The sequence below is a fragment of the Polynucleobacter parvulilacunae genome (assembly GCF_018881715.1).
In the GTDB taxonomy this organism is placed as follows: Bacteria; Pseudomonadota; Gammaproteobacteria; order Burkholderiales; family Burkholderiaceae; genus Polynucleobacter; species Polynucleobacter parvulilacunae.
In genome coordinates this window covers 17860-41653 of record NZ_JACVPW010000004.1, presented here as the reverse complement: position 1 = coordinate 41653, position 23794 = coordinate 17860, and the positions used below count along the sequence as shown (strand labels likewise).

The following is a 23794-nucleotide window of genomic DNA, read 5'->3' as shown; positions in this document are numbered from 1 at the left end:
TAGAGTTTTTATCTGAACTAACAAAATACTTGTGCGAAAACCCTGATAAAAAAGACCTAACAAGTAGGCAAGCTAAAAAGCGTTTAAAAGATATTAAAAAATACCTTATGGAACTAGAGGGCAAGCTGCCCACCCTGAATTCTCTAGCGGCTCAGTTTGATAGATCCCCTCGCTTGCTAAATGATGAGTTTCAACAAGAGTACGGAGAATCCATCTTTAATTTTGTAGTCAATCACAGACTCAACACAGCGCATAAAGTAATTGCACAATCCAATGTTGCCCTTAAGCATTTGGCCAAGAGGCTTGGATACGCCCACGTGAACCACTTCAGCGCCGCATTTAAGAAGAAGTTTGGTTATGCGCCCGGGAGCCTGAGAAAGTAGAAGTGATGCCTATTGGCCGAAAGCAGACCCTCACCGCCAAAAGAAAAGCCACCCCGTAGGATGGCTTTGGTAACGATTTTGGTAACAAGGCTGTTGTATTGCCACAAAGCCTTGTAATACCTATTGACTTGGCGGAAGAGGTGAGATTCGAACTCACGGAGGACTTTCATCCTCGCCAGTTTTCAAGACTGGTGCATTCAACCGCTCTGCCACTCTTCCATTTGCTTGAATCTATTTGATTCAAGCCCTAGATTATAGAGAACTTTTGATTTGCCCCTCTAAATACTTGGCAATAGCTAGGCTGGAGGTTAATCCTGGGGACTCAAAGCCATATAGATTAAAGAGTCCTTCTAGGCCGTGATCCTTGGGCGCATTAAAGCAAAAGTCTCCTGCGGGCGCATTTGGTGGAACTATTTTCGCCCTCACACCTGAGTAATCAGGCTGCAGTGCGTTGTCCTTAAGGCCTGGCCAATAGCGTCTTACGGCCTCATAAAAGCCTTCGCCCCGCTTTGGATTTACGGTGTAATCGATTTGGCTTTCTTCATCGATTTCGAGCCATTCAACATCAGGTCCAAACTTAGCCTGCCCGCCCATATCTAAAGTCAGATGAACGCCCAGACCACCAGGTTCTGGAATGGGATAAATCAAATGTTTGAACGGCGATTTTCCAGAAAGTGAAAAGTAATTGCCTTTAGCAAAATACGCTTTCGGAATTTGCGCTTCGCTTAAGGATTGAATTTTTCTCGCAATCGCTGGTGCACTTATGCCAGCACAGTTGATCAGAAGCTTCGCTTGAATCTTCATACCATCTGCGCCGCCGATTTCTAATTCAAATCCATCTTTAGCATTTTCACCAAGAGGCTTTGCACTGATGAGCGGCGATTGATAGGCAATCATGCCGCCAGCATCCTCGAACCCACCGAGCAAGGACAACATGAATCCATGACTATCAACAATGCCTGTTGAAGCCGAGAGAACTGCTGCCGCACAATTAAGCTCCGGTTCCATTGCTTTAGCCTGATCACCAGTAATCATTTTGATTTCTGGCACTTGGTTTTGCTGTGCTTTGTACAGAATTGCCTGGAGATCATCTAATTGAGAGTCATCACTAGCTACGATCAGTTTTCCGTAAGGTTGGGTGGCAACATGGTGAGTGCGGCAATACTCGTAGAGCATGCGATTGCCCTCAACACAGAGCTTGGCCTTGAGGGAATCCTTGGGGTAATAAATGCCAGCATGAATTACTTCGCTATTACGGGCGCTGCTGATCGTGCCAAAAGCGCTTTCCCGCTCAAGCAAAATTGTTTCTCTGCCCTGCAGGGCCATTTCTCTCGCAACGGCCAGGCCGACGACCCCGGCACCGATGACGACACAGTCGACTTGATCCATTTATCTGCCCAAGCCCTGAATTATTGTTATTTGCATCCTGAAATCGTAACATTTTCAGTGTTTTAGTGGGTTTTGGGGTACTTCTTGATAAAATCTATAGATGTCTTCAAAACCAGCTGCAGATAAACTGAAAACCCTATTTAGCGCCCAAGATATCGTTTTAGATAGCGCGTATCAAGGCATTGATGCTGCCAGCTGGAAATCCCTCTTTAAGCAGGCTAAAGCAGCTCATTTAGAGCAGTTTATTGCCGATCTTTTCGCTGGCAAGCCAGTGAATAACTCTGAAAACCGCCCTGCGCTTCACTCTGCCCTGCGCAACCTTGACCAATCTCCCGTATTGGTAAATGGCAAAGATGTCATGCCAGACGTTGCTCAAGTTTGGCATCGTATTGAAGCTCTATGCAATAAGTGGGTTGGCGTCACTGACGTCATTCACATTGGTATTGGTGGATCTGATTTTGGTCCGCGCCTTGCTATTGAAGCCTTAGCCCATGTACCCGATATTGAGAGCCGCGGGATGCGCATGCATTTCTTGGCGAATATCGATACCGCTGATTTAGCCCGCATATTGCAACGCGCTTTACCGCATAGCACTAAAGTCATTATTGTTTCGAAGTCATTTACGACGCTTGAGACCAGCATGAACGCCAAAGCGGTAGTGAAATGGCTTAAAAATAATGGCCTTACCGATAGCCAAGTAAGCAAGTCACTCTTTGCTGTAACGGCAAACGTTCCGGCAGCTGAAGAATTTGGCATTAATCAAGACCATATCTATCCGTTTTGGGATTGGGTCGGCGGCCGTTACTCTGTATGGTCTGCCGTAGGTCTACCAATTGCCCTGCAGTATGGCTTTGATACTTTTAAGCAGTTCCTAGCTGGCGCTCAAGCAATGGACCAGCACTTTAAGTCTGCTCCTCTTGAAGATAATCTTCCGGTGATCATGGCGCTAAGCCTTCTTTATCAGCAAGAGAAACATCACATCAAGTCATATGCTGTTATTCCGTATGCGGATGCATTGGATTGGTTTCCGAAGTGGTTGCAGCAACTTGATATGGAAAGTAATGGCAAGAGCGTCGATCGTGATGGCAAGCCAGTCAAGTTCTCATGCCCAGTAGTCTTTGGTAGCTCTGGTAGCAATGCACAGCATTCTTACTTCCAGTTATTGCATCAAGGTACAGAAATCATTCCGATTGATTTCATCGCAGTACGTGAACCGATGAGCAATTTGCCTGAGGCAAAAGCGCATCACCGTATTCTGCTGTCTAACTGCCTGGCTCAAGCACAAGCCTTAGCCAATGGCAAAAAGACTCAAAACCCGAACAATACTTATCCAGGCAAACGCCCTAGCAACCTACTCATTCTGCCTAAGCTCAACGCCTTCTATCTAGGCGCCTTGCTGGCTCTGTATGAGAATCGCACTGCTGCACTTGGTGCTCTGTGGAATATCAATAGCTTTGATCAACCAGGTGTTGAGCTTGGCAAGGTACTAGCAAAGCCGATTGAGGCCGCCTTAAAGAATGATGGCACGGTACAAGCTGATGCCGGAATTGATGAAGTGACAGCCGCTCGTATTAACTTATTTAATCAATAGCTTATCAATAGCTTATCAATAGCTATATAGATCCAGCAGTAGCCCAGACATCGAAAGAACACTCATGCAACTCTCTCCTTCCATTTTCAAAGCTTATGATATCCGCGGCATTATTGATGAGACTTTAGATCCATCGATTGCCAAACTCATTGGTCAAGCATTTGGTACTGAGATGCGCGAACTTGGTGAAACCGAAATTGTGATCGGACGCGATGGTCGTTTATCAGGCCCTAGCTTGATTGAGGCTTTAACTGAAGGATTGCTTTCCACGGGCATCAATGTGATTGATCTAGGGATGGTTGCTACACCCATGGTCTACTTTGGCGCCAACCAGGTACTCAATGGCAAGAAACCAAAGTCCGGCATCATGATTACCGGTAGCCATAACCCACCGAATTACAACGGCTTCAAAATGGTTCTGGGTGGTGCTGCAATCTATGGCGATCAAATTCAGGCATTGCGTAAGCGCATTGAAGCTAAGCAATTTGCTAGTGGTCAAGGGACGAGAAGCACCTTTGATATTTTCCCAATGTACTTAGAGCGCATTGTGAGCGACGTTAAGCTAGCTCGTCCTATGAAGATTGTGGTGGATTGCGGTAATGGTGTTGGTGGCGCTTTTGCAGGCAAGCTCTTCAGGGCCTTAGGCTGCGAAGTACAAGAACTCTTTTGCGAAGTTGATGGTCATTTTCCGAACCACCATCCAGATCCAGCGCATATTGAGAACTTGCAAGATCTTATTAAGAACTTACAAACTACCGATAATGAATTGGGCCTTGCCTTTGATGGTGATGCTGATCGTTTAGGTGTAGTCACTAAAGATGGTCAAGTAATTTTCCCAGACCGTCAAATGATGCTATTTGCTAAAGATGTGCTCTCACGCAATCCTGGTGGCCAGATTATTTATGACGTTAAATGCACGCGTAACCTTGCAACTTATGTGAAACAGCATGGTGGTGTGCCTTTAATGTGGAAAACGGGTCACTCTTTAGTTAAAGCCAAGCTTAAAGAAACTGGCGCACCACTTGCCGGTGAAATGTCTGGTCATATCTTCTTTAAAGACCGTTGGTTTGGTTTTGATGATGGCCTATACACCGGTGCTCGTCTATTAGAAATCCTCTCAAAAGAGAAAGACCCTAATCAGACACTCAATAATTTACCAAATGCGATCTGTACACCAGAATTGCAACTGGCTTGCGCTGAAGGTGAACCATTTGCCTTGCTAGAAACCATCAAAGCGAATGCCAAGTTCCCTACTTCAGAATCTATCAACACCATTGATGGTGTGCGCGTGGAATATGCCGACGGTTTTGGCTTGGCTCGCCCGTCAAACACAACTCCAGTAGTAGTAATGCGCTTTGAAGCAGATAGTGAAGCGGCGATTGCCCGTATTCAGGCAGAATTTAAGGCTGTGTTGTTAGCTGCCAAGCCTGAAGCCAAGCTACCCTTTTAATTAATGCAGGGATGACTTATCGTCATTACCTACGTTTTTAGGCTCTGATCCTGTAGTCATATCCTGGCTACCTTCAGGCGCTGCCAAAAGCCATTGAGCATGTTCAGCCAACTGAGTAAGAAGAGCGCACATTGCATGAAGTGTATTACCAGCCATCTTTAAATTCAGGGCACCTCCGGCTGGAAGCATAAGATCCAAAAGCAATACATCTTCAGCACCCTCCTTCGCCATCGAACACTTTACATCCATCACTAGTATAGGATCAGTACCAACCGGATAAATACTAGCGGGCTTAAAGGGTAACGCAGATAATTTACCATCAGAGCCTGTCTGGCCAACCTTTGCCGCCTCTTGACCAAATTGAACGATCTCCTTTGCGGCCTCAGGTGTATGCTGCTTTTCAAGATTCTTAGAAAGAAGATGTCTTGTGGCTGTCAAAATAAAGACAGTTACCCTTCGAGTAAACCAAAAGCGATACTCCTCATCATTAATGGTATTAATGCGAAATAATAAACGGTCATCGTGCACTAGATAATTAGCATTAAATTGTTGAATAGTCATTTATTGGTCCATTCTATATTGCTAGCTAATTCGTTCAAGATAATTTTCAAGAGGCGTTCTAGGCATGCAAGTTAAGCCGTGATCGAGACTAAGTGCAACTTTAATTTCTTTAATATTAAAAAGTTGCAATGCCACTAATAGCGCAGACTTTAACTCTCGCTTAGCCAATTTCATACCCGCACATACTCGTGGGCCGCTAATAAAAGGCCTATAGGCAATATTGTCGTAAGTACCGTTAACAAATTCATCTCGGGGAAATTTAAATTGAAGTGGGTCCGACCAATAATCACGATGGCAATTTATGCCAACAATAGAAATAACGATATGCTCCCCTTTTTTAAATTCCACTCCACGGACAGTGCAATCGCTAATTGCAACTCTCGTCACAAAAGGGAGCGGCGGATATAAACGCAGCACTTCATCCAAAAATACATCCAATAATCCATCAACGTCTTTTATTAATGCGTTCAAATAATCTGGATTTCTACCCAGAACATCAATAGACCACATTACTGCTGAAGCAGTGGTTTCAATAGCAGCAAATACATTTTGAATCAACTCGCCAACAGCATCAAAACCAGGGATATCATAGGCAGCCAATGTAAGCTTACCTAAGAATTCTTTAGCTTCCAAATCCTGCTGCCACAGTTCTTTAATTTTTAAATAACCTTCTTGAAGTTGAGTATTTTTTGAGTCCAGTCCATAAAGAGGGTTTATCCAAGCCTCAATTTGCTCATCACGAAGCAATCCAATCATTTCTTGCGCTATCTTCTCGCTCCAGGGAAATGAAGGCCTAAATCCATAACTTAAAAATATTACTTCTGTAGCAGATTGAATCAATGCCTTTCTTAAAGAACCTAGCTCACCATCGAAGGGTTTTCTTAGATTTCGTCTATAAATAGCAATAATTTCTTCATCAGTAATTTTATGAGTTGATTGGTGATAAAAAGCTTGCGTTAATCTAGCGCGCTTCTCCCACATGTCACCACTGGTAGAGAGCCTTCCTTTAGATAATTTTTCAAAAAATGCATAGTTCTTAATGAATTTTTCTAAGTTTTTAAATATTTCATCCGCCACAATAGGCGAGTCAATCACTCTTATGGGCAAGTCAAGTGATGACTGGTTTCCGGCTGCACGTCGATACAAATCGACTACAAACCTACTGAGAAAATTGCCTTTATCAACCATAGAGAATTTCGAAACAAAATATAAAAAATTTGCCTATATATTTTTCTGGGGGCGGCCTGTTATAGGAGGTCTAATCATATCCGCACGCTGATTACCAAAAGACCTCTTGCGGAAACCCTTTTTTCCAGCGCATACATGCGAGATGGCCTTTATTAACGGCCTTAAATATTCGGGCTTTTGAGAAACTACGATTGTGACAATAATTGCTTCACCACCTTTGTTGGGCAATGGAAGCGCTTCCAAATCATTCTTTTGCCAATCTTGTGCCGCCTGAAGATCTGTTTCAAACCATCCAGCGTATGCTACTAACTTATTATTAACGGTAATAGTAATATTTGTTTTATGCCTTAGCTGATCACTCAATTTATCCATCATTAATCCAAATGAATAGGTATAGAAAGGTTGATAGCGAGACACGAGCCATGCGATAGAGATCAAATTCTGATCATTCAGCTGGCTGGTCTCAATCTTTGCGTTTGCTGACATAGATTATTAATAAGCATTAATAGAAAAATTTAACTTTTCCAGAAACCATCTGATTATTGTATCCAGTTGTGCTGAATTGGTTGTCATATCGAACATTCAATTCCACATCTTTACTAATGCGTCCGCTTAAGCCGACGCCGCCACCATACAACCAAGGAGAGACTTGTAATCCATTGGTAGTAAAGACTGCCCCACCACCTTGATAAGCACTAGTTGCTTGAACTTGGTTGTTAAGGACATTGTAGCCAGCACCGACATTCAATGACAGCTTAAGCTTATCACCTATCATTTGATCTACCCTCAGGTCTGCCGAGGTAACCAGCATGTTGTAGACCTGCGAATTAACTGTCAAATTCAGTACACCAGCTCCAGTTTCTGTATAGCCCTGACTACGTACAGTTGTGTAGTCAGCCCTAACTGATGGAATTAATGTAGTGCTCTCGCCGAGAACAAAGAATTTCTTCAGGCCAGCGCCAGAATGGGAGGCAATGCTGTTGTAGTTTGCATTCGCACTGGTTCCACCACCAGTTACACCATTAAAGTTAGATAGGGACCTGTTTTCTCGATTGTTATTGAGAGCGCCATCCAATTGATAGTTTGCTTGCACGCTAGGAGTCAAATAGGAATCCCCGTAGACGCCTAATTGATAGCTGTTAATAGTCATTCCACTAGATACGCCCGCGGCATTACCAGTCAAACCGCTGTTTCCAAATGCAAACACTGCACCGACATTGGTTTTTAGTGATAAAGCTCTGTCAACGCCAATGGCTACTCCACCAGTATTTAACTTGTACCCTGAGACATTGTTGACTGCATCTTGGGTTGCCCAGCTACCAAAAGGTTTTAACCATGCGTCTCTAGTGCCAAGATATTCCTCGCCGCTTGAGAGGCCGCTTAATTGATTCTGACGCCCTTGCATGATCTGATTGAAGGTCTGTTGCGCGCGAGCGGTAGATTGTGATGCGGCACCAATCAATGCGGGTAAAGTCTGTGATATCGCAGTTGACTGTGCTGCACTACCCGACTTCTTATTAATTAAATCCAATTGATCGATGATCGGAGCCATGCTTGGAGCCATCAGCGGATTATTTGCAATAGCTTGCAAGGTTTTCGCCGCATTTAAAGCTGCAGGATTATTGTTATCAATAACCGACTGAACATACTGATCATTACTATTAGCATTTCTTGAACCAATAACTAAATTAAATTGGTTATTGGTATAAACACCAGTGATGGAATAGTCCGAACTATTCGTGCTCACTTTATCAAATGAACCAGTCACAGTATTAGCACCAATGACACCAACCAAGGTAGTGCCATTGGCAATAGCTGTTGCTGGACTTAAAACATTGACATAGGCATTACCAGCTAAAGCAGCAGAGCCAGTAACATTGAGGCGACCATAAGTTGCTTGAGTTGCAATTGTTGAGCTAAAGGTACCAGTATTAGTCTGAACAAAATTACCAGAGATTGTGGGGGTATAAGTTCCAATATTTAATATGCCCGCATTGGTAAGAGCATTGCCATTGGATAAAGTAATTCCACCGGCAACACCATTGCTTGAGCTCGCCCCATTCGTTAAATTAAAGGTTGCCCCACTTTGAATATTCAATGTATTAACGCTGATGGCATTGTTATTGGTAAAACTTGCGCCACTGGTAATGCTCATATCAACTGAAGGTGCGTAAATATCCCCTTTTAATACAGGAGAGCTTCCAGAGATATTAATTCCACCAGTGACCCTGCTTAAGCTATCAACATAAATTGAGTAACTGCCTCCACCAATCACACCAGAATTATTAATTCCACCCAAAAGAGATGCATTGCTCAGTTTTATACCAGTAGCACCGCCGCTGATATAGCCACTATTGGTAATACCTTTGCCAACCACAGACTGAGCTATTTGAATACCAGCAATTTGCCCGCTGATAGTTCCAGAAGTGTAATTAATAATGCCGCCAGAAACAGATGAGCCATTCAAGATGGTGATTCCATTACCAGCGGATCCATTGATGCCTCCAGAATTCTTCAGATCGCCCAATAGTTGTGATCCGCCGGTGAAGGAGATGCCAGCAGCGCCATTAATGGCGCTGCTATTTACCAAATCACCGGAGATAATTGAACTGTTGACTGCTAATGCATTAGTTCCGCCAATAATGGTTCCGCCATTTTGGATTCCACCTGCGAGTGATGCATTGACCAATGCGATACCTGTAGCACCGCCACTGATATAGCCACTATTGGTGATGCCACCCGTTAAGGTTGCGCCCGCTACAAACTCAATACCGTAAGCATTGCCATAGACAGCGCCCTGGTTATTAACACCAAAGCCAGAGATGGCTGCGCCATCACTAAAGCCTTGCTGGACTTGAATGCCTGCTGAACTACCGCTAATAGTCACGCCACTATTAACCTGCAAGGATGGGGAATCAAATGCAACCAAACATGGTCCTACTGTGCTAGCAGATACAACTCCAAGACAAGCGCCTGATGTAGTTGCGATCAGATCTAATCCATTGCCAGTATTAAAAGCATTAAAGTTCACTAGTGCACTGTTATCCAATACATTAAAAGTAGTACTGCTAACTGTTGCCCCCGCTGTAATAACGCCAACCAAGGTTCCGCCTGCCTGTACGGCAGAGCTGCTATCCATATTGATGGCAATACTGGAGTTGGGATCAAAGCTAGCTGCACCACCAACAATCAAGGTGCTGTATTGTCCAGAAACCGTACCGCTACCGCCGGCACCAGTGATGCCAATTTGCAAGGTACCACTAGTTGCCTGGTAGTAATCTCCGCTGATGCTAGAGTGTGCATGAGTTCCAGCTTGAATGGCACCACTGACGCTGGAAAGCATTTGTAAAACATATAGGCCGCTATTACTTACATTTGCATTACCGTTAATAGCACCTACTATCGTGCCGGAAGCTAAGTTGTTTATAGCCAGTACAGGACCTCCGGATGAAACAATCGCATTCCCAGATAGACCCGCTATCAACCCTGAGTTAGATATTCCACTGACAATCGTAGAGCTGAGCACAGCTACACCAGTTGCACCAATAATTTTTCCTGAATTATTAAGCGCTCCGGTAAGCTGAGAGCCAGTCATCAGAGAGATGCCTCTTGAAACACCCGAAACTAGTCCAGCATTAACAATATCGCCAGCAACTAGACTGTGATCGCCAATCCATATGCCAGAACCGTTATAGCGCAAGGAGCTTGTTCCCTGGATTAGCCCGTAATTGATAATGCTTCCCCCTATTGTGGAAGCTCCGTACAGATTAATACCGCCGGTTCCACCAACAATAGTGCCTGTGGCATTGTTAAGAATGTTGCCTGAAATTGTAGAGCCATTACCTAAGTTAATGCCCCGACTAAACCAGCTTGTTATATCACCGCCGCCTATATATCCACTGTTGGTAATATCGCCGGTAACTACGGATGACTCCATAATACTAATACCGGTATTACCACCATAGATACGACCTGAGTTATAAATATTTCCTGAAAGCAAGCTATTGCTAGAAATTACTATCCCTGATACAAGTCCACCGATAGAGCTTGTGTTCTGGGCCGTTCCCTGAATGGTTCCATAATTGGTGATATCACCAAATATATTGGAATAAAAAGATGCGATGCCAGCTTGGTTGCCAGTAATTAATCCAGCATTACTGATGCCACCAGAAATGTAAGATCCGCCAAGATATATTCCAGTTGCAGCAGATATGGTTCCGGAGTTCGTAACCCCTTCGGATATATTAGAACCGCCAAGGGCAATTCCATAATTAAGACTACTAATTAGTCCAGTGTTATTAATTCCACCACTAATTGCCGCATTTGTATAAACACCAATGGCTGCACTGTTTGAGCCAACAATGGTTCCTGCGTTATAGATACCATCGGATAATTGAGAACCACCAGAGACCCCAACACCATATAGCGTGCCTGCTATCAGACCTGAATTAGTTAAGCCACCGAAAAGCGATGATCCATGTCCAATATTAATACCAGCCAAACCTTGACTGATCGAACCAGAGTTATTAATACCCCCTGAAATGGTGCCGCCATAGTCATTCATGATTGAGGCAATAGCAGATGAGATGGTTCCGCTATTGGAGATACCGCTGATATAACCGCCGCTATTGTTAATGCCTTCAACAAAAGAGCCAGCATCAATCACAATACCTTGGCCGACCGCACCGACAATTGATGCGCCTGCACTATTAGAAATGCCACCGGTCAACATAGAATTGCCAAGGATATATATACCAATAGCACTTCCTGAGATAGTTCCTGAATTATTCAGGCCGCCTGAAATACTGACACCTTGTAAATTTAAGGCTGTAGCACCAGTGATTAAACCGCTATTTGCAATACCGCTCGAGATTGTTGAGCCAACAACGAATATTCCGACATCGGCGCCAGAAATTACACCTGAGTTGGTGATGCCGCCATAAATGAGATCTGAAGCAGACGCCAGGCCATAGTTAGGCGCTCCCCCCAACTTTCCTGATCCTTGAATTGAGCCACTATTGTAGATACTTCCACCAATAGTGTTGCTCTCAGAAAGAAATCCAAATGCCTGGGAAGAGATTGTTCCGGAATTAATAATGCTACCGCTAATACTATTTCCGACTATAGCGACACCAAAATAGGAGTTCCCAGAAATCAATCCACTATTAACAATATTTCCATTAACAGTATTCGAAATCATTATTAGGCCAGCAACACTGCCAACGATTGTTCCAGCATTTTGATTTATAAAGTCATCATTAATGGTGCTATACCCAACACCAACACCCATCTTTGCCTGGCCAATTATGTTTGAATTAGCCCCAATGAAGCCAGCATTCGTAATGCCCCCATCGACTCGCGAGCTACTCAACAGAATGCCTGCAACGCTGCCAGCAATCGACCCAATATTTAAAATACCGCCCGTTAATGTAGCTTGATTAACGCGAATACCAAATTCAGTTCCACCAGAAATCCAGCCCGTATTAGCGATACCGCCAGCTAAATTCGATCCAATGAGATTAATACCCGACTTATAACCAATAATAGAGCCAGAATTATTAATGCCGCCGGTCAAGGTAGCACCAGCAAGAAACTCTATACCGTACAAATTACCGTAGACCGTACCCTGGTTATTGATACCAAAGCCCGAGATAGAGGCGCCGTCACTAAAGCCTTGCTGAACTTGAATGCCTGCTGAACCACCGCTAATAGTCACACCACTATTTACTTGCAATGATGGAGAATCAAAAGCAACCAAACAGGGACCGGTTGTACTTGATGAAACTGTACCAACACAAGCATTGGCTGAATTCGCAAACAAATTAATTCCATTGCCAGTATTAAAAGCATTGAAGTTAACCAATGCGCTGTTATCTGACACATTTAAAGCAGTGCTACTTACAGTAGTGCCCGCAGTCACCACATCAACCAATATTCCTCCAATACCTACAGAGGAGGTGTTATCCATATTCACATAAATATTTGAACCCGGATCAAAGGTGGCCGTACCGCCAACCACTAAAGTACTGTAGTTGCCAGTAGATGTACCGCTGCCATTGATACCAGTAACACCAATTTGTAGAGTGCCGCTAGTAGCTTGATAGTAATCACCGCTGATGCTGGCGTTAACATGGCTGCCGCTGATAAAAGATCCACCAATTCCGGATACTTGTTGTAGGGCTAAGAGTCCACTATTAGTAACGTTAGCTGTGACATTCAATCCACCTGTGATAGTGCCAGTAGTTAAGTTGTTAATACCGAGTATTGGCCCTCCGGTGATAGCGATCGCATTAGCACCTAGGCCCGCAATCAAGCCTGAGTTAGTTATACCCGCAGCAACACTAGAGTTGTTAAGGAAAATAGCTGTATTACCTGTAATCATGCCGGCGTTAGAAATGCTACCGCCTATATAAGACCCGCTCAAAACTGCTACACCATATCCTGAGGCCTGTATATTTCCTATGTTAAGAATGCCGCCAGAAATGGATGATTGCGTAGATAAAAATAATCCTCCAGTGGCAGCAGAAATCAAACCAGAGTTTTTAACGTCACCGTTAATTAAAGAATTTATTCTAAGTCTGAGACCAATACTTGCGGCTGAAATAGTCCCGGAGTTTGTAAGCCCCCCAGAAATTTGACTATTTGCAACCACGATTGCGGTATTGCCACTGGCAATAGATCCCGAATTAATAAGACCGCCAGACATGATCGAGCTGCCAATACTAATACCAAAGCCCCTGCCATTAATGGTTCCTGCGTTATCAAATATCCCAGCAATCGTTGATGACTGAATTAATACGGCGACATTACCACCGGCAATAGAGCCAGAATTTACAAGGCTACCGAGCGCAGAATTAAATAGACCTAAACTAGGGCCAGTACCATGGGAGACGCCAACAATGGTCCCTAAATTCGTGAGGCCGCCTCCAATTGAGGAGTTGTAAATATATACACCAGCATCACCACCACCAATGAATCCAGAGTTAGTGATACCTCCTGATACGGAGCCGTATCCAATAACGAGACCGTTGGCGCTATATCCGGAACCAAGGATCGTCCCAGAATTATTGAATGATCCAGTGATTAATGAGCCCTGAAGTCTCATACCCTCGCCACCATCAATACTTCCTGAGTTTATAAACCCGCCAAAGACTTCTGAATTTCCTTGTATCAATACTCCATTGCCAACAATAGCTGAAATAGTTCCGCTATTAATAATGCCATTAGAGATAACTGAATTACTAATAGTTACCGCTCCAAGCGGTCCACTAATGCTGCCAGAGTTATTGAACTGACCCTGGACTTGCGATGAATTCAAAATTAAACCATGTCCGCCAGAAGAGATGGTTCCACCATTCACTAGATTATCTGTAATAACTGCCTGTTGGAAAGTCAATGCATTTCCACCTTGGATTAGACCGTTATTAATGAGGCTACCTGAAACCAATGTACCGTATCTGATAACCAGGCCGTTACTTCCACTGATGGTGCCGCTATTCGTAAATCCGCCAGAGATTGTGGAAGAGTTGATGACCATCGCTATGGTGGCACCCGCAATGGAGCCAGAGTTAGCAATGCCTCCATTGATCTGTGACTTTGAAATCTGGATACCTACACTATTGCTTAAGATAAATGCGGAGTTATTAATTCCACCTGTGATCGTAGATTGATCTATCAAGAGGCTAAGACTGTTAGCAGATATAGAGCCTGAATTAACGAAGCCATCAGTGAGGGTTGAGTTGGAAATTAACATTCCGGGAATATTAAAACCAGAACCACCAATAATGGTTCCTGAATTAGTAAACCCGCCAGTAACTATTGAACTTGCAATATTAAGACCAATATTCCCACCAACAATTAAGCCAGAGTTATTTATTCCTCCCCCTAGCGAGCTGGCAGCAAGGATTCCAACTCCATAGTTACCACCAATAATTGTTCCTGAGTTATTAATTACGCCTGTAACGGTTGCATTGGTACTGATAGATATACCGCCAACAGCCCCACTGATCAAGGCACTATTAAAGATTGAACCATCTAAAAAGGCGCTGGCAGTTGCACTAAAAGCGCCGGCTGTAGTAATTTGCCCGCTAATGACTATGCCACTACCAGTGCTACCAATAATGGTTCCACTATTTGTAATGCTTGCAACAACAGCAGCATTAAATGCGCTGGCCCCAGGCGAAGTACCGGTTGATGCATATGCACGACCTCTTACAGCAATACCATTGGCTGCGCTTATAGATCCCGTATTGGATACAACCCCACCAATAATTACATTTCTAGAGAGCAAGATTCCAGTATTAACACCTGAAATAGTTCCAGAATTTCGTATGCCGCCCGCTATGCTGGCGGATCCAATAACCAAGGCAGTTGCACCAGAGATAAAGCCATCATTAGAAATACCTCCAGATATTGTTGATTGGTAGACAACCAAACCGGCAGTATTACCTACAATTACGCCAGCATTTGTAATGCCGCCTTGTATTACATCAGAGAGACTCCGAAGACCGTAACCGCCACCGCTTCCGACCTTGCCCGCGCCCTGTATAGATCCACTGTTGTAAATGCTGCCATTAATTTGGTTGTATTCAGAAGAGACTCCATGATCTAACGAGGATATTGTTCCTGTGTTGATGATGCTTCCACCGATGGCGTTATGACTAAGGCGTAAAGCAGTTGTTACCTGTGCAGAAATCAAACCATTATTTTGAATGGTGCCACCAACCGTGGAGCTCTCAATGACTGCACCCGAAAAGGATCCGGCAATAGTTCCAATTGAATTATTGAAGATACCTTCACTGACGAAGCTATTTGAAAGCCTAAAACCTACGTAACCAGCTTCACTGATTTGGCCAGCATTAGTAATGCCACCAAGAAGTATCGTACTTTCTAATACGATACCTTGATTGGTGCCGGCAATAGTTCCTATATTTACAATACTGCCGGAAATCAGTGATGAGCCAATACGTACACCGTACCCACCTGAACCTCCATAACCATAAGCTGCAATCACCCCAGAATTAGTGATGCCACCAGAAACACTTGATTGCCAAATCCCAAGACCGTAAGCAGCATTGGATGGAGACCCCATACCAGAAATAGTGCCATCGTTATGAATGCCGCCGGAGATAGTGGAGCCAGAAATATAAACACCCATCCCTTGAGCTTGAATCAGGCCGCTATTATTGATTCCGCCAAGCACAAGGGAACTAGGAAGCTGAGAGCCGCCACTATAGTCGCGCGCAATTATTAGGCCTCGACCATAGGAAGCGGTGATCGTTCCGCTATTGATAACTCCACCACCAATAGTTGAGCCGTTATACATCACAATACCTGCAGCACTGCCATTTATAACGCCACTATTATTGAAGTTGCGATCTACCCTAGAAGCACTTGTAATATAAACGGCGTTGTAGCCAGAAATAAATCCAGTGTTGATCAGGTCGTGAACTTGACTTGGACCGCCATTACCTATATTAATACCCGCATTACCACCCGATATCGTGCCTGAATTCATCAGCGCCCCAGTAATCGTGCTGCTATCGAGCATGATTACTTGTGATGCCGCCATTAATCCACGATTTGTGACGTCCCTGGTAACGGTGGAGTTAATTAAGTGGATAGACCTAAAGCCGGTAATGGTGCCAGTGTTATAAATGCCGCCATCAATCAGGCCGCCTTGGGTCACCATAATTCCAGCGGCGCCCCCAGAAATCATGCCAGCGTTAGAAATTCCGCTGATGTAACCGCCCCCATTGAGAATTCCATTAACGTAAGATTTTGAATCAATCAATATTCCTTGGCCGGGAGCACCAACAATGGTGGCGCCTAGGTTATTCATAATTCCACTGCCGTTAACTGCCGCACTATTTAAATAGATACCGGCTACGCCACCCGAGATAGAGCCGACATTATTAATGCTGCCGTTTAGAGCTGAACCTGAGAGCATCTGGACGCCATAGAGGCTTCCGGTGACAGTGGCAAAGTTGAGAATGGTGCCATTGTAGTTTCCTGCTAGAGCCTGTATGCCAGCTGATCCACCGCTAATAATGGCACCGTTATAAACCTGAATGTTAGGGGCATCAAAACCAACTTGACATGGGCCTGCAGGATTTGGATTAATACGACCATCTACATCACCATGACAAGCATTCGAACCGGTCGCCGTGAGATCAATTTGATTGCCAATATTATTGGCCACAAAATCTATCAACACACTGTTGTCAGTAACAGTAAATCCGCTTGAACTAATCACGCCCGTAGTATTAAAGATATTGCCTAATACTGTGCCAACCCCTACTCCCGCATTAACCCCCGATAAACGTACATCAATTCCAGAGCCAGTAGCAAAGCTAGCATTACCGAGAACTTTGATGGCGCCATAGTCACCCGCAACAACTCCATTAACACCTATGCGATAAACACCTTCGCTAGACTGGGTGAAAGCCGGCGAAGATCCGCTACCAGAGATGGTATAAGCAGCACCAGCGACATTGCTTGGGGTTGAGACCAGAATGCCAGAGTTATTAAAGCTGCTGACACTAAAGTTAGTGCCTAAGGTGTAAATAGAGTTACCAGTAATGGTTACTGGGGTATTAATGGCGTCGACCTTACCAATAAACTGTGCAGTATTGCGACCGGAGATGGCGATATTGTCTAAAGAAGAGGAGCCATCAACAAAGATTGAGTAGATGTTACCTCCAATCATTCCGGCGTTAGTAAGGCCGCCGACAACATTTGAGTTACCAGCTAAGTAGATGCCTGCGCTTCCACCAGCAATAGTTCCAGTGTTATTAATACCACTAGTAATAGTAGATCCAGAGCCAATATATATACCTTGATTGATACCATTGATGTAACCAGTAGGCTTATTGGATATTTGATCAACTACAGCCCCGTTAAGTGCGACTGCTGCTGCAGCGCCGTATATTGCTCCGCTATTATTCAATCCACCACTCAAAGAGGAATACAGAATGCCGATACCAGTGCCGGCTGAAATAAATCCTGTATTGGTAATACCACCAGTGAGAGTTGCGCCCGCCAACATCTGTATTCCGTAGCTACTACCATAGACATCACCCAAGTTATTGATGCCATAACCAGCTGCTCCAGCGCCATTACTAAAACCTGGTAGAACTTGAATTCCAGCAAAACCTCCACCAATAGTGACGCCACTATTCACCTGAAGAGATGGGGAGTCGTAGCCAACTTGACAGGGTCCAGTAGTGCTTGCGGAAACAATTCCACCACAGGCATTAGAAGAAATGGCTGCTAAATTAATTGCATTTCCACTATTAAAGGCTGTGAAATTAACCAGCACACTGTTATCGATAACATTAAAACCATTACTACTTATAGAGTTATTAGAGCTAATGACGTTAGATAGAATACCGCCCGTTTGAACGGCGGTATCACTACTCATATTCACGCTGATAGTGGAACCACTTTCAAAGATCGCATTCCCGCCAACAAAGAGCGTGCTGTAATTACCGGGATTAGTGCCGCTACCATTGCTGCCGTTAACGCCGATTTGCAATGTACCACCAGCAGCCTGATAATAATTTCCAGTAATGGCAGAGTTAACAACGCTACCCGTTAGAGTGCCGCCGCTTATTGAAGAATAATTTTGTAGGGCAATTAAACCGGTATTGGTAACATTTAAGTTGCCAATCAGCGCGCCAATGATAGTTCCAGTGACATCATTGGCAATATTCAGAATTGCCCCGCCGCTAACAGTAACGGCGTTTCCATTGGTAGCCGCAATTAAACCGGAGTTATAAATTCCACCTGCAATGGTAGAGTTGCTGACTAACAAGCCATTCTGGCCGCCAATAATGGCGCCTGAATTGGTAATGTTATCGACTTTGCTTGATTCAATCTGCAGGCCGACTTTTCCTGCGCCTCGAATCGTGCCGTTGTTATTAATACCACCCGTAATATACGAACTACCTACCATCAAACCAGCCATTCCAGGACTCGATGGATTGGGGCCTCGACCTTCAATCCATCCTGAATTAATCACACCCCCAGATATGGTTGATTGATTAATCGCAATGCCAGCGGTCCAGCCTAAGATAGTTCCGCTATTGTTAATGCCGCCTGAAATATTAGAGCGAACAATCTGAATACCATTCCAGGAATCACTTTGTATTAGTCCGGCGTTTCCAATTGCCCCAGCAATGGTTGATTGTGAAACGATGATGCCCTGACCACTAGATAAAGTGCCTCCAACATTCCAATTATTAATATCAACACCGCTATAGATGGTGCCTGAGTTAAATATACCTCCATCCACTCTGGAGTTTTTTATTTGAATTGCACCAATGCTCGAGTTTTCGATAGTGCCCGATTGAATATATCCGTAGTTATTGATTCCACCTGTCAGCGTTGATCGAACCAAGCTGATGCCAGCCGTTTGACCGCCGATTGTACCCACGTTATTTATACCGCCGGTCAAGACTGCACTATTGAGACTAGCGCCATATTGCAAGCCAACAATCAAGCCAGAGTTTGTGATGCCACCAGCTAAGGTTGCCCCAGAAAGCATTTGAATGCCATAGACATCCCCTATAACGGAACCTTGGTTATCAATACCATAGCCAGAAATAAGTGAACCATTGCTATAGCCAGCCAATACCTGTATTCCAGCTGTACCACCACTAATAATGATGCCGTTATAAACTTGCATTGAAGGTGAATCAAAGCCAACTAAGCAAGGTCCTTGTTGATTTTGATAAATGATTCCGTAACAAGCATTCGATCCAGTCGCTGTGAGATCAATTTGTGTGCCAGTATTAAATGCTCTGAAATCCATCAACACACTATTATCAGTAACATTGAAGTTGGTATACCCAACGGAACTGATGGCGCCTGTAGCACTAAAGATTCCGCCGATAACGCTACCAATCCCTACTCCTGCATTTGCACCAGATAGACGAACATCTATACCCGAGCCTGCATCAAAATTTGCATCGCCAGCAACTAAGAGCGTGCCATAGGAACCCGATGTTGTGCCATTAACGCCAACTCGATAAATACCTTCGGTTGGTTGCGTATAAGTTGGCGAGGTGCCATTACCTGAAATTGTGTAAACCGCTCCTGGCGTGGTTGCCAGGATGCCGCCGTTATTAAAACCGCTGACACTAAAGTTAGCACCCAAGGTATATACCGAATTGCCGGTAATAGTTACAGGGGTATTTGGGGCGTAAATATCACCAATAAACTGAGCGGTATTGCGACCAGCAATAGCAATACCACTTAAGTAGGAGTTAGTTGGATCTACATTTATAGAGTAAGTGCCCCCATAAATCACGCCGGAGTTTGTTAGACCTCCAGACACAATGGATGAATTATTAATTGCAATGCCAGTATAGGGCCCTGCAATCGACCCAGAGTTGACGATACCATTTCCAACCTTGGATTGGCCAATGATAATACCTGGCGCAGAAAATGCCGTCACAGTACCAGTATTTACTATGGCACCACTAATTTCCGAATGATTGAATACCCCTATTCCGGTATAGCCCGAGATCGAACCACTATTGACAACATTGCCAGTGACAAGACTTTGGTTGAGGTTAATGCCGGCCCACGTACCAGAAATAATCGTGCCAGAGTTATTGATTGATCCAGAAAGGATGGATGATTGAAGGTTGATTCCTTGGTTTAGAGAGCCGATTAATCCTGTGTTGACAATGTCGCCAGATACGCTGGAGAAATTAAGACCTAATGCAGCGTAGTATCCGGTACTTCGGCCCGTTAAGGCAACAATAGTTCCAGAGTTAAAAATTCCGCCGTTAACAGTGGAAGCAAAGATGCCCACCCCATTCGAGTTACCTGCAATTAGACCTGTATTAGTAATGCCGCCCTCGACAGCGCTTTGAGATAAAGATAATCCAGCCTTGGGTGGGCCGCTATTACCTAATTTTCCAGATCCTTGAATTGAACCGCTGTTATAAATACCTCCGGTGATTGTGCTTCCAAAAGAGACTAAACCAAAGCCTTGCGAAGAGATTGTTCCTGAGTTTGTAATTCCACCTTGAATGTAAGCATTAGAAAGACCCACTCCAGCAAAAGAATTGCCAATAATCATGCCTTGGTTGGCAATACCACCACCAACCTTGCCATGACCAACACTTAAGCCAATAAAATTTCCGGCAATAGTTGCTCCTGAACTATTGATTACACCACCCAATATGAATGATGAATTTAAGCCAATGCCAACACCTGAAGCGCCAGGTGAGCCTCCACCCACTACAAGACCAGAGTTAACAATATTACCCGTTATAAATCCGTTATTAATACCGATACCAGTCCTACCGCCAGCAATAACGCCACTGTTGTAGATGCTGCCATCAATCATGCTGCCGTTCCCACTGGTAGTGACATACATTCCTGCAGAAGCGCCTGCAATCAAACCGGCGTTTGAAATGCCACTGATATAGCCCCCATTATTTGTAATACCGCCATACACAGTGGATGCTGCATCAATCACAATGCCCTGACCAATAGCACCTACAATAGATGCGCCAGGATTATTGGTGATACCTCCACTAAGCATCGCGCTATTGAGGCTAATACCAAATTGCTGGCCCGATATCATGCCGGAGTTTGTAATACCTCCACTTAGAGTGGATCCCGAAAGCATTTGAATGCCATAGACATTTCCGATTACAGAGCCTTGGTTATTAATACCAAAACCAGATGTGCCTGCACCATCGCTATAACCTGCCAGCACCTGTATACCCGCTGAACCACCACTAATTGATCCCGTTGGATCAACATACATCGATGGCGAATCAAAGCCAACGAGACAAGGTCCGCCAACAAGCCCTGATGCTGTGCCAGCACACACTGAAGCGGCAGCAGTTGCAGTTATATCAATCTGCGAGCCGGTATTTAATGCAGTGAAGTCTAAAAGTACACTGTTATCAGTCACCGAAAATACAGAAGAAGTGATGCTACCGGTAGTGCTAAAGATTCCACTGATAACACTACCAATACCAACACCAGTGCTGGCACCAGCTAGACGAACATCTATACCCGATGCGTTAGCAAAAGCGGCATTACCAATAATATTGGCTGTACCGAATTCACCTGCAGTGGTTCCATGAATATCTGTGCGATAAATACCATCAGTGCTTTGTGAATATGTTGGAGATGAGCCATTACCTGAGATAGTAAAGACAGCACCCATGTAATTACTCGGGGAAATACTTAAAATGCCACCGTTATTAAATCCACTTACGCTAAAGTTTGCACCTAAGGTATAAACCGAATTACCCGTAACTGTTACAGGCGTGTTGGGCGCATAGACATCGCCAGAAAATATTGCGGTATTACGGCCAGCGATAGCGATGCCGTTTAATGAGGAGCTAGCATCAACATTAATAGAGTTGATCATGCCGGCAATTACCCCAGAATTGGTTAAACCACCGGAGATAGACGAGGCTCCAATCTGAATACCATAAATTGCACCGTAGATCTCACCTGAGTTCTTAATGCCGCCAGAAATAGTTGATCCTTGGATGAGGATTGCTCTAGTTCCATTACTCGAAATAATCGCACCACTATTGTTGATACCGCCAGAAACAGAACTTCTACTGACGATAATTGTGTTGGAACCACTAATCGTGCCTGAGTTATGAATACCACCAGCGACGGTTGAGTTGCTTACTGAAATACCAGTAGGACCACCAATGATGGCGCCAGAATTGGTAATACTATCGACGTTGCTGACAGAGATTTGGAGACCAGCACTCCCTATACCCTGAATCGTTCCACTATTAATTAGGCCGCCAGTAATTTGCGAAGTTCTAACTGCTAACCCAATAGACTGGGAAATCGGGGCCACGCCACGCCCTTGAATCCAACCTGAATTAATAATGCCGCCAGAAATAGTAGATCGCTCGGCATAAATACCTGCAGTCCAGCCATAGATGGTTCCGCTGTTACTAACCCCACCTGCAATATTAGAGCGAGAAATCTGAATCCCGTTATAAGAGTCACTCTGTATCAACCCCGCATTACCGATGCCGCCTGTAATGGTTGAGTTTTTTACCAATAAGCCCTGACCACTAGCTAAAGGCCCGCCAGCACTCCAATTATTAATATCGATACCGCTATAGATAGTGCCTTTATTGAAAATGCCACTATCAATCCTGGAATCGTTAACTTCAATTGCACCATCAAAGAACCTACCAATCGAACCCGACTGAATCAAACCACTATTGTTGATGCCGCCTGTAAGTGTTGAGCCAAGCAAATTAATGCCAGCCTCAATACCAACTATGGAGCCGATGTTATAAATGCCGCCAGATAGAGTGGAGGCACTTTCAATCAAAATTGCTTTATTACCACTGATAGAACCAGAATTATTGATTCCATCCAAAAGGTAGGTTTGATTTACATCGATTGCAGTTGCATTACTAGAAATCGTCCCAGCGTTATTAATGCCACCAGAGAGCAGAACATTACCTAAATATCCACCCTGAATGCCAATGGCAACATTAGCACCACTGATTAACCCAGCATTATTAATGCCACCTGTAACGGTAGTTGTTCCATACTCAATGGCAATGCCATTCAAATTACTTGAAATAGTGCCTTGCGCTAAATTATTAATACCGCCATCGAGCTTTGTTTGCGAGAGGAGAATGCCATAGCCTATACCCGCAATAGATCCACTATTGGTGATACCAGAAACAATATGAGAACTTCCAATCATGAAGCCACCGGTGCCGCCGCCAAGATAATTAGGAGTCATGTTTGCTATGACACCGCCATTGTTGACAATTCTTGAAACCATTCCACCGGACTCATAAACGGCAGTACTTGTCGGCCCCGTCATCACAATTGCACCGGTATTGGTTCCCGTAGCATCAACAATCAGGGCGCCACCATTGGGAATTCCGATTGGTGTAGCTTGATATACGGGAGTGTCGATATATACGTCAGATTGACCAAGCGCAACATTTGCCCCGCTCAGAGCAAGCAATGCAGCAGTTACTGCATTGAGAATAGATTTTTTTCTGTCGCTACCTTTACCGCGCGACTTTACGTTTTCACCGACGACCATCAAGCACTTGCGTGCTTTGTTCCAGACGATTCGGTAAGCCTTATTCATGTTCTATTTTTTTACTATGAGAAGGCAGAAATCATTAAAAGTACGTTCGAAATTGGTTCAGGCTATTTGACTTAAGCCAAAACTTTAGTAAGTGTCTGTATTTTAAG

8 protein-coding genes and 1 tRNA gene are annotated in these 23794 nt (G+C 44.2%); 3 read left to right on the top strand and 6 right to left on the bottom strand.

Translation table 11 applies throughout. The annotated features are described in order from the left end of the window. Positions 1-383: helix-turn-helix transcriptional regulator (locus ICN18_RS08375; protein ID WP_216190060.1), on the top strand; the 383-nt coding region annotated here is incomplete at its 5' end. Positions 384-512: 129 nt separating this feature from the next. Here the strand turns inward: ICN18_RS08375 and ICN18_RS08370 are convergent. Both ICN18_RS08370 and ICN18_RS08365 read right to left on the bottom strand, forming a co-directional pair. Next, a tRNA-Ser gene (locus tag ICN18_RS08370) sits at positions 513-602 on the bottom strand. Between the two features lie 33 nt (positions 603-635). Next, a complete protein-coding gene (locus tag ICN18_RS08365; RefSeq protein ID WP_216190059.1) occupies positions 636-1772 on the bottom strand; it encodes an NAD(P)/FAD-dependent oxidoreductase in 1137 nt (378 codons plus the stop codon). Between the two features lie 100 nt (positions 1773-1872). Here ICN18_RS08365 and pgi point away from each other — a divergent pair, with 100 nt between their 5' ends. Together pgi and ICN18_RS08355 are read left to right on the top strand one after the other, a co-directional pair. Then, entirely contained in the window at positions 1873-3363 is a 1491-nt protein-coding gene (pgi, locus tag ICN18_RS08360; protein WP_216190058.1) for a glucose-6-phosphate isomerase, read from the top strand. Between the two features lie 64 nt (positions 3364-3427). Further along, entirely contained in the window at positions 3428-4813 is a 1386-nt protein-coding gene (locus ICN18_RS08355) for a phosphomannomutase/phosphoglucomutase (protein ID WP_216190057.1), read from the top strand. Here the strand turns inward: ICN18_RS08355 and ICN18_RS08350 are convergent, their stop codons facing one another. Genes ICN18_RS08350 through ICN18_RS08335 form a run of 4 tightly spaced genes read right to left on the bottom strand, consistent with a single transcriptional unit; the run spans position 4814 to position 23687 of the window. Further along, positions 4814-5374, bottom strand: a complete 561-nt coding sequence (locus ICN18_RS08350; RefSeq protein WP_216190056.1) for a hypothetical protein — start codon at positions 5372-5374, stop codon at positions 4814-4816. It lies immediately after the preceding gene. Between the two features lie 21 nt (positions 5375-5395). Continuing rightward, entirely contained in the window at positions 5396-6562 is a 1167-nt protein-coding gene (locus ICN18_RS08345) for a cytochrome P450 (RefSeq protein ID WP_216190055.1), read from the bottom strand. A gap of 33 nt (positions 6563-6595) precedes the next feature. Beyond that, positions 6596-7048, bottom strand: coding sequence for a hypothetical protein (locus ICN18_RS08340; protein ID WP_216190054.1), 453 nt, complete (start codon positions 7046-7048; stop codon positions 6596-6598). A gap of 16 nt (positions 7049-7064) precedes the next feature. Continuing rightward, positions 7065-23687 (bottom strand): ESPR-type extended signal peptide-containing protein, encoded by a 16623-nt coding sequence (locus ICN18_RS08335; RefSeq protein WP_216190053.1) that lies wholly within the window; start codon positions 23685-23687, stop codon positions 7065-7067. Between the last annotated feature and the right edge of the window lie 107 nt (positions 23688-23794).